This is a genomic window from Polaromonas sp. CT11-55, from assembly GCF_047303325.1.
Taxonomy (GTDB): Bacteria; Pseudomonadota; Gammaproteobacteria; order Burkholderiales; family Burkholderiaceae_C; genus Polaromonas.
The window spans coordinates 95,798-109,320 of record NZ_JBKBEX010000012.1 but is presented as its reverse complement, the minus strand read 5'-3'; the positions used below and the strand labels follow the sequence as shown (position 1 = coordinate 109,320).

The 13,523-nt window shown below is 65.7% G+C and carries 8 protein-coding genes and 1 riboswitch; of the genes, 2 read left to right on the top strand and 6 right to left on the bottom strand.

Annotation, left to right across the window (positions count from 1 at the left end; all coding sequences use genetic code 11):
• Positions 1–15: 15 nt before the first annotated feature.
• The 3 genes from metF to ahcY all read right to left on the bottom strand — a co-directional run bounded on the left by metF (position 16) and on the right by ahcY (position 3,483).
• Positions 16–846: a methylenetetrahydrofolate reductase [NAD(P)H] gene (metF, locus tag ACEN8I_RS13265; protein ID WP_413328940.1), complete on the bottom strand. Its 831-nt coding sequence runs from the start codon at positions 844–846 to the stop codon at positions 16–18.
• A 29-nt stretch (positions 847–875) separates the two neighbouring features.
• Positions 876–1,901, bottom strand: coding sequence for a TlyA family RNA methyltransferase (locus tag ACEN8I_RS13260; RefSeq protein WP_413328939.1), 1,026 nt, complete (start codon positions 1,899–1,901; stop codon positions 876–878).
• Between the two features lie 151 nt (positions 1,902–2,052).
• Positions 2,053–3,483 (bottom strand): adenosylhomocysteinase, encoded by a 1,431-nt coding sequence (gene ahcY / locus ACEN8I_RS13255; protein WP_413328937.1) that lies wholly within the window; start codon positions 3,481–3,483, stop codon positions 2,053–2,055.
• Between the two features lie 99 nt (positions 3,484–3,582).
• Positions 3,583–3,655: riboswitch (S-adenosyl-L-homocysteine riboswitch) on the bottom strand.
• A 77-nt stretch (positions 3,656–3,732) separates the two neighbouring features.
• Between ahcY and ACEN8I_RS13250 the strand changes: the two genes are divergently transcribed.
• Positions 3,733–4,527 (top strand): HAD-IIB family hydrolase, encoded by a 795-nt coding sequence (locus tag ACEN8I_RS13250; RefSeq protein ID WP_413328935.1) that lies wholly within the window; start codon positions 3,733–3,735, stop codon positions 4,525–4,527.
• A gap of 2 nt (positions 4,528–4,529) precedes the next feature.
• On the opposite strand, the gene ACEN8I_RS13245 is transcribed toward ACEN8I_RS13250, so the two are convergent.
• Positions 4,530–5,768, bottom strand: a complete 1,239-nt coding sequence (locus ACEN8I_RS13245; RefSeq protein WP_413328933.1) for an MFS transporter — start codon at positions 5,766–5,768, stop codon at positions 4,530–4,532.
• A 106-nt stretch (positions 5,769–5,874) separates the two neighbouring features.
• Here ACEN8I_RS13245 and ACEN8I_RS13240 point away from each other — a divergent pair, with 106 nt between their 5' ends.
• Positions 5,875–6,459 carry a TetR/AcrR family transcriptional regulator gene (locus ACEN8I_RS13240; protein WP_413328932.1) on the top strand — a complete coding sequence of 195 codons (585 nt, stop codon included), beginning with the start codon at positions 5,875–5,877 and terminating at the stop codon, positions 6,457–6,459.
• Here the strand turns inward: ACEN8I_RS13240 and ACEN8I_RS13235 are convergent.
• Together ACEN8I_RS13235 and uvrA are read right to left on the bottom strand one after the other, a co-directional pair.
• The gene (locus ACEN8I_RS13235) at positions 6,446–7,414 is read right to left on the bottom strand and encodes a Bug family tripartite tricarboxylate transporter substrate binding protein (protein ID WP_413328931.1); all 969 of its coding nucleotides are present in this window, start codon (positions 7,412–7,414) and stop codon (positions 6,446–6,448) included. The genes ACEN8I_RS13240 and ACEN8I_RS13235 overlap by 14 nt on opposite strands.
• A 165-nt stretch (positions 7,415–7,579) precedes the next feature.
• Positions 7,580–13,453, bottom strand: a complete 5,874-nt coding sequence (gene uvrA, locus ACEN8I_RS13230) for an excinuclease ABC subunit UvrA (protein ID WP_413328930.1) — start codon at positions 13,451–13,453, stop codon at positions 7,580–7,582.
• Positions 13,454–13,523 lie beyond the last annotated feature (70 nt).

The following is a 13,523-nucleotide window of genomic DNA, read 5'->3' as shown; positions in this document are numbered from 1 at the left end:
CATGGGTGGCCGGGCTCAGGCCCGCTGCAGCCGCCCGATGATTTCGGTCGTCGCAGCGGCCTGGTTCATCGTGTAGAAATGGATGCCGGGCACGCCCGCGGCGTAGAGCTGCTCGCACAGGCCGGTGACCACATCCAGGCCGAAGCTCTTGATGGAGGCGGTATCGTCGCCGAAGCCCTGCAGGCGCAGGCGTATCCAGCGCGGAATCTCGGCACCGCAGGCGTCGGAAAAGCGCATGAGTTGCATGGAACTGGTGATGGGCATGATGCCCGGCACGATGGGCAGGTCCACACCCAGGGCCTGCGCGTCGTCGACAAAGCGGAAATAGGCGTCGGCGTTGAAAAAATACTGCGTGATCGCCGAATCGGCGCCGGCCTTGACCTTTTTGACAAAGGCCTGCAGGTCGGCGTCGGCCGATTTGGCCTGGGGATGGATCTCGGGATAGGCCGCCACCTCGATGTGAAAGGCGTCGCCGGTTTCCTCGCGGATAAAGGCCACCAGGTCGCTTGCGTAATGGAATTCGCCGCCGGCGCCATAGCCGCTGGGCAGGTCGCCGCGCAGCGCCACCAGGCGCTTGACGCCCATGGCCCGCAACTCGGCCAGCTGCTTGCGCACCGTGGCCTTGGTCGCGCCCACGCAGGAGAAATGGCAGGCCGCGGCCACGCCTTCGTCCAGAATTTCCTTCACGGTGCCGAAGGTGCCTTCTTGCGTGGAACCGCCGGCGCCGAAGGTGACCGAGCAGAACTCGGGCTTGTGCGCATACAGCGCCTGGCGCGCCACACGCAGCTTGGCCGCGCCTTCCGGCGTCTTGGGGGGGAAGAATTCAAAACTCAGGGGCAGGTTCATCACTGATCTCACTCGTCGTTGATTCGTCGTTACTCGTCGGTATCGGTTTTCTTGTCACGTCGCTTGCCGCGCGCCGGTCCGGGCTGGCCGGCATGCGCGAGTTCGGAGTCTTCGTGCGGTGCGCGCGATGCGCGCAGTTCGGCACGCGGCACGCGCTTGGCGATCTTGCGCTGCGGCGCGGTCGGCAGCGGTTGGTCTTCACCGGCCACGTCACTACCCTTGACGGCCTGGATAAAAAATTCGCGGTTGCCGTCGCCGCCTTCAATCGGCGAGTCCAGCCAGGCCTTGACCTCCAGCCCCAGGGCCGCGCAGGCATCGCGCAAGCGCTTTTCCACAAACGCGAAGTGCGCCGGGTCGCGCACAATGCCGCCCTTGCCGACCTGGCCGGGCTGCAGCTCGAACTGCGGCTTGACCAGCATCAGCAGATCACCGCCGGGCTTGAGCAGGCGCACCACGGCGGGCAGCACCAGCGTGAGTGAAATGAAAGACAGGTCGCCGGTCAGGAAGTCGAAGTTGGCTTCCATCGCCGCGGAGGCTTCTTCATCGCTCTCGCTGTCATCGTCGCCGTCGAAGCCGTCCGCGAAATCCATGTCGCCGCTGTCGCCCGCATGGCCGGCCACCAGGTCGGCGGCCGTCATGGAACGCGCATTGAGGCCTTCGATGCAGACCACACGCGGGTCGCCCCGCAGGCTGGCATGCAGCTGGCCGTGGCCAACGTCCACACCCACCACCTGGGCGGCGCCGTGCTGCAGCAGGCAATCGGTAAAGCCGCCGGTGGACTGCCCAATATCGAGGCAGCGCAGGCCGGCCACGGACAAGCCGGTGGCCTTGAGCGCGCCTTCAAGCTTGAGCCCGCCGCGCGAGATGTACTTGGCTTCGGTGGTGTCCAGCAGCTGCAACTCAGCGCCTTCGGGAATCTCGTCGCCATTCTTGGCGACTTTTTTCCAGGGCACGTCCGCTTCCGCGCGCCACTGCACGCCCGAGGCAATCAGGCGCTGGGCCTGGGAGCGGGTGGCGGCGTGGCCGTGGTCGACGAGGAAGAGGTCAGCGCGCATGGTGCTCCGTGGAATGGGCCGGTCTTGTCCCCTCTCCCTGTGGGAGAGGGTTAGGGTGAGGGCCGGCGGCCTCAAAAACCTCGCTGGGCCATCAGTGCCGCTGACCCTCACCCCTGCCCTCTCCCAGAGGGAGAGGGAGGAAGACCGTCAATTAATAACGGTAGGTATTCGCTTTGTACGGACCGGCCTTCGACACGCCGATGTACGCAGCCTGCTCGTCGCTCAGCTCGGTCAGCACCGCGCCGACCTTCTTGAGGTGCAGACGCGCGACCTTTTCGTCGAGGTGCTTGGGCAGCACATAGACCTTGCCGACTTCGTAAGCTTCTTTCTTGGTGAAGAGCTCGATCTGCGCGATGGTCTGGTTCGCGAAGCTGGACGACATCACAAAGCTCGGGTGGCCGGTGCCGCAGCCGAGGTTCACGAGGCGGCCCTTGGCCAGCAGGATGATGCGCTTGCCGTCCGGGAAGATTACGTGGTCGACTTGCGGCTTGATCTCTTCCCAGGTGCACTTCTCGAGCGCGGCGACGTCGATTTCATTGTCGAAGTGGCCGATGTTGCAGACGATGGCCTGGTCTTTCATCGCGGCCATGTGGGCGTAGGTGATGACGTTCTTGTTGCCGGTGGCGGACACAAAAATGTCGGCCTTGTCGGCGGCGTATTCCATGGTCACGACCTTGTAGCCTTCCATCGCGGCCTGCAGGGCGTTGATCGGGTCGATCTCGGTCACCCACACCTGGGCGCTCAGCGCGCGCAGCGCCTGGGCGGAACCCTTGCCCACGTCGCCGTAGCCGGCCACCACGGCGACCTTGCCGGCCACCATCACGTCGGTGGCGCGCTTGATCGCGTCGACCAGGGATTCGCGGCAGCCGTACAGGTTGTCGAACTTGGACTTGGTGACCGAGTCGTTCACGTTGATCGCGCGCAGGGCCAGCGTGCCCTTGGCCGACATTTCATTGAGGCGCAGCACGCCGGTCGTGGTTTCTTCGGTCACGCCGATGATGTTCTTCAGGCGGCGGCTGTACCAGGTCGGGTCCTGCGCGAGCTTGGCCTTGATCGAGTTGAACAGGCAGATTTCTTCTTCGCTGGTCGGCTTGGAGATCAGGCTGGCGTCTTTTTCGGCCTTGCTGCCCAGGTGCATCAGCAGCGTCGCGTCGCCGCCGTCGTCCAGGATCATGTTGGGGCCTTCTTCAGGCGTGCCCTTGGCGCCCTTGAATTCAAAGATGCGGTGGGTGTAGTCCCAGTAGTCGGCCAGGGTTTCGCCCTTGATGGCGAACACCGGCGTGCCGGCGGCGGCAATCGCAGCGGCGGCGTGGTCCTGCGTGGAGAAGATGTTGCACGAAGCCCAGCGCACGTCGGCGCCCAGGGCCTGCAGCGTCTCGATCAGCACGCCGGTCTGGATCGTCATGTGCAGCGAGCCGGTGATGCGCGCGCCCTTCAGGGGCTGCGCCTTGGCGAACTCTTCGCGGATGGCCATCAGGCCGGGCATTTCGGTTTGCGCGATGTTCAGTTCCTTGCGGCCCCAGGCGGCAAGAGAGATGTCGGCAATGATGTGGTCGGTGGAAGGCTTCAGGACGGCGCTCATACGGTTCTCCAAAAATCAAACGTAACTGGGCAAAATCGCCACGGGCACGGCGTTCAAGATCGGGGGAATTCAGTCATTCACCCGGCTTGAGAGAGCACATGCGGGTGAGCGTGGTTGCAATGAAGTCCTGAGCCTGGTCCACGTGATGTGGCTTGCAACGCTCCTCAGGAAGCCGTCATTGTATCCAAGCTGCCCGCGCTTGCCCAGCCCCATCATGTAAGCCCTGGGCCACCATGCGAAAATTTCACCATGCAAGAACTTCCCCTTTGGCCCGCCGCGCAACGCGGAGCCGTCACCGGCCTCTTTACCGACATCGACGACACACTGACCACCGAGGGGGAAATCACCGCCGATGCGCTTCAGGCCCTGGGTGCCTTGAAGGTCGCCGGGCTCAAGGTGGTGGCCATCACCGGCCGGCCTGTGGGCTGGAGCGAGCCTTTCGCGGCGCGCTGGCCCGTTGATGCCATCGTGGCGGAAAACGGCGCCGTGGCGCTGCTGCCCGATGCCCAGAGCGCCGCCCCAAGGCCCTTGTCAAAGATCTACCAGCAGGATGCGGCCACACGCAGCGCCAACTTCGCGCGCATGCAGGCCGTGCTGGCGCGCATAGAGCGTGAGATTCCTGGCGTGGCCCGCGCTACCGACTCGCCGGGCCGCGAGACCGACATCGCCATAGACCACAGCGAGTTCACCCAACTCACGGATGCGCAGATCGCCGCCGTGGTAGCGCTTATGAAAAGCGAAGGCATGCATGCCACCGTGAGCAGCATCCATATCAACGGCTGGTATGGCGAGCACAACAAGCTTGAGGGCGCGCGCTGGATTGTTCGCGAACTCTGGCAGCGTGACCTGGACGCCGAGATCGCGCAATGGGTGTATGTGGGCGATTCCACCAATGACCAGTTGATGTTCAAGGCCTTTGCCAACAGCGTGGGCGTGGCCAACATCGCGCGTTTTGTGCCGCAGCTCGCGCACCTGCCGCGTTATGTGACGCACAGCGAGCGCGGCGCGGGCTTTACGGAGGTAGCGCGCGCACTACTGAGCTGAGACTAGGCCGCCCGGCGCACCGAGGTCCAGCGCAACCATGCGCCCAGCGCGGCCACCGCCAGCACCAGCGTGGCATAACCCTCCACCGTGGCCGGCAGGCCCAGCGGCGCGATCAACCGGCCCGCCAGCATGGCCGGCACGCTGAAAGCCAGGTAGCTGGTGGCGTAGAGCGCGGCGAACAGTTCGGCACGCTGATGCGGCTGTGCCAGCGGGGCCAGGGTCTGCACCTGGGCCGAGAACGCCGAGCCGCCGCCGAAACCGGCCAGTGCCGTTCCCGCAAAAAACAAGGCCACGGAATGGCTGGCCAGCGAGACCGCCACCAGGCCTACGCCGGCAGCGAGCAAGCTCATGCCCAAGGCGCTCATGCGCACAGGCGGCAGGCTTTTGAGCAGGGTCGGCGACGCGGCGCCCAGGCCAAAAAAAGTGGCAATCGCCAGGCCGTTGACGATGCCGTCGTGGATGCTGAAGATTTGCTGCAGCATGGACGGCACCAGCGAGAGGTACAGGCCCGCCAGCGACCAGACCGCCAGCATGGTCGGCACACCGCGCACAAACTCGCCGCGCGCCTGCACCGGCACCGATATGCGCGGCACCAGCGAGGCCAGCGCGCCGGGACGCGGCGTCACGCTTTCAGGCAGGAACAACGTAGCCAGCGCACCCGCGACGCAGATGGCGGCCAACACGCCGAACACCAGCGGCACCGGGTGCAGCGCAAACTTGACCGCAACGCCGGTCAGCAGCGCACCCACGGCCAGGCCCGCCAGCGGCGAGACGCTGCCTATCATCGCGCCCAGGCGTTTTTGCGCGGCCGGGGCCGCCTCCACCACCGCCGCCGTCAATGCGCCGCTGACCATGCCGGTCGCGATGCCCTGGACAATGCGCGCGGCAATGATGCCGTTGATGCTCTCAGCCAGCAGAAAGCTCAGCATCGCGCCGGCCTGCAGCAGCAAGGCGGTAAACACCACGGGCCGCCGGCCTATGTGGTCGGACAGCGAACCGGCCACCAGCAGCGAGGCCAGCAGCGCGATCGCGTAAATCGCAAAGGCCACCGTCAGCAGCGCCGGCGAAAAGCCCCACTGCTGCTGGAACACGACAAACAGGGGCGAAGGCGCGCTGCCCGCCACGAAGAAGGCGAACAGCAGGACAGCCAGCAGCGGGAAGGCGGCCGCGGGTGGCAGTTGCCAGCGGGATGCCTTGGTGACGGAAGAAGCTTGCAAAGAGGGGGCGGCGGGTGTGCTCATGGGAAACGCTCGACTTTCTTAAAGCAAATTTATTTGCGTTTGCGAATTCTATACTCGTTTGAAAATTAACGCAAAGATCATTGCTTTTAGGTTAAAATCCGCCCTGATGAGCACTCCACAAACACCCCAGAACAAGCGTCCAGGCGGCCGCAGCGCCCAGGTGCAGGCCGTGGTGCGCAAGGCGCTCGAAGAACTGATTGCCCAGGAAGGCCGCGACAAGGTGACCGTGCCGGCCGTGGCCGAGCGCGCCGGCGTCAGCGCCTCCAGCATTTACCGGCGCTGGGGCGACGTGAACGGCCTGCTCGGCGAAACCGCGACGCAGCGGCTGGACCCGAACCGCCCCCTGCCCGAGACCGGCGACCTCAAGGCCGAACTCGCGGCCTGGGCCCGGGAGTTGATCACCCACCTCAACAAACCCGGCTGCACCTCCATGCTGAAGGCGGCGGCGGCCCTGGCCGGCCCGGAAGACACCAATTGCCTGAAAAACCGCCGCGCCGAAGCCACGCTGCTGGTGAGCCGGGCCCAGGCGCGCGGCGATGCCACACCCACGGTGCAGCAGGTGCTGGACCACATGATGGCCCCTATTGTTTACCGGCTGATTTTTGGTTCGGGCGTGGAACCGGCTCTCGCCGACCAGCTGGCCGACGAGCTGTTCGTACTGGCCGGCATCGAGCCCGCTAGTTGGGTTTAGCCAAGCCTAGCTTGTCGATCAAAACTTTTTCGCGCACCACCGTGTCCTGCGCAAACTTGGTGTAATCCGCCGAACTCAGGTAGTTGGGCAGCATGTCATACCGGCCCAGCGCCGCCACATAACTCGGCTCTTCCATGGCCTTCTTGAAGGCATCGTGCAAACGCTTGATCACCTCGGGCGGCGTGCCCTTGGGCGCGCCTATGCCAAATGGCGAGTTCTGCACGATGTCGTAGCCCAGCTCTTTGAGCGTGGGCGCGTTCGGGAATTTGTCCAGACGCTTCTCGCCCCAGGTATTGAGCACACGCAGCTTGCCGGCCTCCACCTGCGGCGCAAAGCCGGTGCTGTCGGCGCCCGCCATCAACTGGCCGCTGACCAGCGCCAGCATCAGGTCGGCGCTCCCTTTGTAGGGCACGTGCTGCAATTCAATGCCGGCTTTCTGCGCGATGAGTTCCGTCGTCAGGTGCGGGCTGGTCAGCGTGCCGGTGGAGCCGTAGGTGAGCTTCCCCGGGTTGGCCTTGGCATAGGCCACAAAGTCGGCCCAGGTCTTGAACGGGCTGTCGGCCGGCACCACGATGCCGAAGGCGTAGCCGGTCACATTGATCACATAGCTGATGTCCTTGACCGGGTCCCAGTTGATCTTGGTCGTGTAGCCCAGGCGGAACACACCCAGCGGGATCTGCGCCAGCGTGTAGCCGTCGGCCGCCGCGCTTTGCAGCTGCTGCGCCGGCAAGGTGCCGCCCGCGCCGGGCTTGTTCTCCACGATCACCGGCTGGCCCAGGATCTTGCCGGCGTTGTCGGCCAGTGAACGCATGGTGATGTCGGTGGGCCCGCCGGCCGGAAACGCGATCACCAGCTTGATGGGCTTGGCCGGAAAGGTCTGCGCCTGGGCCGGCATGACCGCGGCGGCCATCAAGGCCAGGGCGGCGGCGGTGTGCAGAAAGGGGCGGCGTTGCATGGACATGTCTCCTTTTTTGGAATACGGCCATCATGCCCGGCGATTGGCTTTGGCGAATCAGGGCAACACCTGAAGGGCTGTCGCGCGGGCGTCAACGACCGTATGTTCCATTTTTTCGTCGAATGCAAATATTCGACGAATTATTGGAACAATACCGATTCAAATTCACACCCGTGACAAGACGCTTTGGAGCGCCTTCCCGGTATGCGTTCCCAGCTTGACCACCGCCTCGGGCGGCGCGGACGCCACCACACGCCCGCCGGCATTGCCGCCGTCCGGGCCCAGGTCAATCACCCAATCGGCTTCGGCGATCACGTCCAGGTCGTGTTCGATCACCACCACGCTGTGGCCGCCGTTGACCAGGCGGTGCAGCACATGGATCAGCTTTTCCACGTCGGCCATGTGCAGGCCCACCGTGGGCTCGTCCAGCACATAGAGCGTGTGCGGCGCCTTCTGGCCGCGGCGCGTGATGTCGTCGCGCACCTTGCTCAGTTCGGTCACCAGCTTGATGCGCTGCGCCTCGCCGCCCGACAGCGTGGGCGACGGCTGGCCCAGCGTGAGATAGCCCAGGCCCACGTCTTTCAGCAGTTGCAGCGGGTGGCTGATGTTGGGCATGGAGGCGAAGAAGTCCACCGCCTCGTCCACTTCCATTTTCAGCACGTCGCCGATGTTCTTGCCGCGCCAGGTCACGGCCTGGGTTTCGGGGTTGAAGCGCGCGCCGTGGCAGGTTTCGCACAGCACCTTCACGTCGGGCAAAAAGCTCATGCCTATGGTGCGCACGCCCGCGCCTTCGCAGGTCGGGCAGCGGCCCTCGCCGGTGTTGAAGGAAAAACGCCCGGCGCCGTAGCCGCGCGCGCGGGCCTCCAGCGTGTCGGCAAACAGCTTGCGTATCGTGTCCCAGAAGCCGATATAAGTGGCCGGGCAGGAGCGCGGCGTCTTGCCGATAGGCGTCTGGTCGACTTCCAGCACACGGTCCACCGCCGCATAACCTTCGATGCGCTCGCAGCCGGTCCAGTCCGGCGTCTTTCCCTTGTCGTCGGCGTCGCGCCCCGACTTGGTGGAGCGCTGCGTCACGCCCGCATGCACATTGGTCAGCAGCACATCGCGCGCCAGGGTGGACTTGCCGGAGCCCGACACGCCCGTCACCGCCACCAGGCGGTACAGCGGCACGGTGACCGAAACGTCCTTGAGGTTGTGCAGGTCCGCATTGACCACCGTGAGCCAGGAAGTGAAAGGCCCGGCGGCCACCGGCGCCGCATTGTGCAACGCACTGGCGCTGGCCGCGGCGGCTTTTAGCGCCGCGGCCTTGAGCAGGGCCGCCTTCTGTTTGCTCACGGGCTTGGCGTCGGCAACCACGGCGGCCTCCTTCACCGCGGCCGCAGGCGCCGCGCCCTTGCGCGTTTCGCGCCGCGCATGCAGCGGGTGTATCAGCGGGTTGGCCAGGTAGCGGCCGGTCAGCGACTCGGGCACGGCCGACAGCTGCGCCGCCGTGCCCTGCGCGACCAGCGTGCCGCCGCGCTTGCCCGCGCCCGGGCCTATGTCGATGATGTTGTCGGCGCGGCGTATGGTGTCTTCGTCATGCTCGACCACCACCAGGGTGTTGCCGCGGTCGCTGAGTTTGCCCAAAGCGCCCAGCAGGATCTGGTTGTCGCGCGGGTGCAGGCCAATCGTCGGTTCGTCCAGCACGTAGCAAACGCCCTGCAGGTTGGAGCCCAGCTGCGCCGCCAGGCGTATGCGCTGCGCCTCGCCGCCCGAGAGCGTGGGTGCGCCGCGGTCCAGCGTGAGGTAGCCCAGGCCCACGTCCTCGAGGAACTCCAGCCGGCTCTTGATCTCCGGAATCAGGTCGCGCGCGATGCCGGCCTCGCGGCCCAGCAACGCGAGCTTTTCCACCCAGCGCCGCACGTCGGTCACCGACAGCGCCGCGATGTCGGCAATGCCGACGCCGGCGAACTTCACAGCGCGGGCCGTGGCATTGAGCCGCGTACCTTCGCAGGTCGGGCAGGCGGTGCCGGCCACGTCTTCCACTTCGGGCTCGGCAAAGCTTTGCTCGCGGCCCTTGTTGTCGTCGTCCATCACCGAGTCGTCAAACACCTTGCGCTGCTCTTTGGTGAGCTTGACGCCGGTGCCCACGCAGTCGGGGCACCAGCCGTGCTTGCTGTTGTAGCTGAAGAGCCGCGGGTCGAGTTCAGCGTACGAAGTGGCGCAGACCGGGCAGGCGCGCTTGGTCGAAAACGCGATCAGCTTGCCGATGTTTTTGGCGCTGGCGCCGGCCATCATCGCGCCGCGCAGGCCGTCCAGCGGCGCCAGCACATGGACCACGCCCTTGCCGTGCTCCAGCGCGGTCGCCAGCGCGGCGCGCAAGGCAGCCTCGTTCTCGGGCGACACATGGATGTCGGCCACCGGCAGCTCCACCGTGTGCTCCTTGAAGCGGTCTATGCGCGGGAAACCGGTGGTCGGCAGAAACTCGCCGTCTATGCGCAGGTGGGTGTAGCCGCGCGGGCGCGCCCAGTCGGCCAGCTCGGTGTACACGCCCTTGCGCGCGATCACCAGCGGCGCCAGCAGGCCGATGTGCTGGCCGCGATAGGTCTTGAGCAGCTGGGCCGCGATGCTTTCAGGGCTTTGCGGCATCACGGCCGCGCCTTCCTTGATGCAATGCTGTATGCCCAGCTTCACATACAAGAGGCGCAGGAAATGCCAGACCTCGGTGGTGGTGCCCACGGTGGACTTGCGCCCGCCGCGCGACAGGCGCTGCTCGATGGCCACGGTGGGCGGGATGCCGTAGACCGCGTCCACCTCGGGCCGGCCCGCCGGCTGCACGATGCTGCGCGCATAGGCGTTCAGCGACTCGAGGTAGCGCCGCTGGCCTTCGTTGAACAGAATGTCAAAGGCCAGCGTGGACTTGCCGGAGCCCGAGACGCCGGTCACCACATTGAACTTGCCGCGCGGAATGTCGACCGACAAACTCTTGAGGTTGTTCTCTTTGGCATTGACGATCTGGATCAGGTTGGAGAACACCGGCCGCGTGGCCCACACCTTGGGCCGCGACTCCTCCACGCCGTGCACCTTGCCCATGGCCTGCTCGTACTCGCGCAGCGCCAGCGCGGTGTGCGATGTCGGGTGCTTGCGCACCTCCTCGGGCGTGCCCTGGGCCACCAGCAGGCCGCCGCCTTCGCCGCCTTCGGGGCCCAGGTCTATCAGCCAGTCGGCCGAGCGGATCACGTCGAGGTTGTGCTCGATCACGATCAGCGAATGGCCGGCCTCCAGCAGCTTGCGCAGCGCGCGCATCAGCTTGGCGATGTCGTCAAAATGCAGGCCGGTGGTCGGCTCGTCGAACAAAAACAGCGTGCCGCGGCCGGGCTGCCTGAGCGCCAGCGCCTGCTTGCTCGCGCTTACCGTCTTGCTGGCATTGGCCAAAAAGCCCGCCAGCTTCAGGCGCTGCGCCTCGCCGCCCGACAGCGTGGGCACGGGCTGGCCCAGCTTCACGTATTCCAGGCCCACGTCCACAATCGGCTGCAGCGACCGCACCACCTCGCGGTCCTGCGCAAACAGGGCAATCGCCTCGCTGACCGTGAGGTCCAGCACGTCGGACACATTGAGCAGCCGCGGCTTGAGGTCGCCCACGGCCTTGCGCTCAATCGTCACCTCGAGGATCTCGGCGCGGTAACGCTTGCCGTCGCAGTCGGGGCAGCGCAGGTAGACGTCGCTCAAAAACTGCATCTCCACGTGCTCGAAGCCCGAGCCGCCGCAGGTCGGGCAGCGCCCGTCGCCGTTGTTGAAGCTGAACTTGGTGGCGGTGTAGCTGCGCTGTTTCGCCAGCGGCGCCAGCGCGAACAGGTCGCGCACCGCGTCCCAGGCGCCCACATAGCTGGCCGGGTTGGAGCGCGCCGTCTTGCCGATGGGCGACTGGTCGACAAACACCACGTCGGTCAGGTGGTCGGCGCCCAGCAGGCGGTCGTGCAGGCCCGGCGTTTCGGTCGCCTTGCCGAACTGGCGCAGCAATGCCGGCGCCAGGATGTCCTGCATCAGCGTGGACTTGCCGGAGCCGCTCACGCCGGTCACGCAGACCAGGCGCTGCAGCGGGAAGTCGACCGTCAGGTTTTTCAGGTTGTGGTCGCGCGCGCCCTCGAGGATGAGGCGCGGCGTGTTCTCGGTCACCGCGCGCTTGAAGCCCATGCCCACCTGCTTGCGCGAGCCCAGGTAGGCGCCGGTCAGCGTGTCGGCATGTTTGAGGTCTTCAGGCGTGCCGTCGAACACGATCTGGCCGCCCTTCTCGCCCGGGCCCGGGCCCATGTCTATCATGCGGTCGGCCGCCAGCATCACGGCCGGGTCGTGCTCCACCACCACCAGCGTATTGCCGGCGTCGCGCAGCCGGTGCATGGCCTGGGTGATGCGGTTCATGTCGCGCGGGTGCAGGCCTATGGAGGGCTCGTCGAGCACAAACAACGTATTGACCAGCGAGGTGCCCAGCGCCGTCGTGAGGTTGATGCGCTGCACCTCGCCGCCCGAGAGCGTGCGGCTTTGCCGGTCCAGCGTGAGGTAGCCTATGCCCACGTCGCACAGGTATTTGACGCGCGTCTGGATTTCCTCGAACAAGGATTTGAGCGCCTGCAGTTCGGCGTCGTCGCCCATCACGTTGAGCGAGAGGCCGCTGAAGAATTCTCGCAGCCGGTCTATGGGCAGGCGCATCAGGTCGTGCAGCGCCAGGCCCGGCAGGGCCTCGAGCTGCTCACGGCTCCACTGCACGCCCACAGGCATAAAGCGCTGGCCCGGCGGCAGCACCGCGTCGGCCGCCTCTTTGGAGCCCAGGCGCCACAACAGCGACTCGAGCTTGAGGCGCGCGCCGCCGCAGGTTTCGCAAGGCGTGTAGCTGCGGTACTTGGACAGCAGCACGCGGATGTGCATCTTGTAGGCCTTGCTTTCGAGGTACTCAAAAAAGCGCTTGATGCCGTACCACTGCTTGTTCCAGTTGCCGTCCTTGTAGCCCGGTGTGCCGTTGATGACCCAGCCCTGCTGCTCGGGCGTGAGCTTGTACCAGGGCGTGTCGCGCGGTATGCCGGCCGCTTCGGCGTGGCGCATCAAATCGTCCTGGGCTTCCTTCCAGGCGGGTGTCTGTATGGTCTTGATGGCGCCGGCGCGCAGGGTCAGCTTGTCATTCGGGATCACCAGGCCGTAGTCCACGCCGATCACGCGGCCGAAACCGCGGCAGGTTTCGCAGGCGCCCATGGCCGAGTTAAAGGAGAACAGCGAGGGCGTGGGGTTGGTATAGCGCAGGTCGCTGTCGGGGCAGTGCAGGCCTGTCGAGAAACGCCACATCTGGTCGGGCTGGCCATCCTCTGCGTGTTGCACATAAACATTGAGCCTGCCGCCGCGCTTGAGCGCGGTCTCAATCGCATCCATCACCCGGGACTTTTCCACCGCATGGGTGCGAAAGCGGTCGGCCACGACGTCCAGCAGCTTGTGCGGACCTGCCGGCGTGGCGACGTCGCGCTGCGCATGCACGCGCGTGAAGCCGCTGACCGACAGCCACTGTTCGACCTGCTCGGCGCTGGTGTTGCCCGGCAGTTCGACCGGAAAGGTCAGCACCACACGCGGGTCGCCTTCTTTGGTGCGCGCCATCAGCTCGGCGTAAATCGACTCGGGCGTATCGTGGCGCACATTCTGCGCGGTCTGCTTGTCAAAGAGTTGCGCGGCACGCGCGTAGAGCAGCTTCAGGTGGTCGTTGAGCTCCGTCATCGTGCCCACGGTGGAGCGCGAGCTGCGCACCGGGTTGGTCTGGTCGATCGCGATGGCCGGGGGCACGCCCTCGACCTTGTCGACGGCCGGCTTGTCCATGCGGTCCAGGAACTGGCGCGCATAGGCCGAGAAGGTTTCCACATAGCGGCGCTGGCCTTCGGCGAACAGGGTGTCGAACACCAGCGAGGATTTTCCCGAGCCGCTGGGGCCGGTGACCACCGTCATTTCACCGGTGCGAATATCAAGGTCGAGGTTTTTGAGGTTGTGCTGGCGCGCGCCGCGGATGCGGATGGTTCCCTGGGACATGAGTGCGGTCTTTCCTGAAGAGGTCAAACATTCTAGGCAAAGCGTCCGCCTGTGCAGGATGTAGGGATTA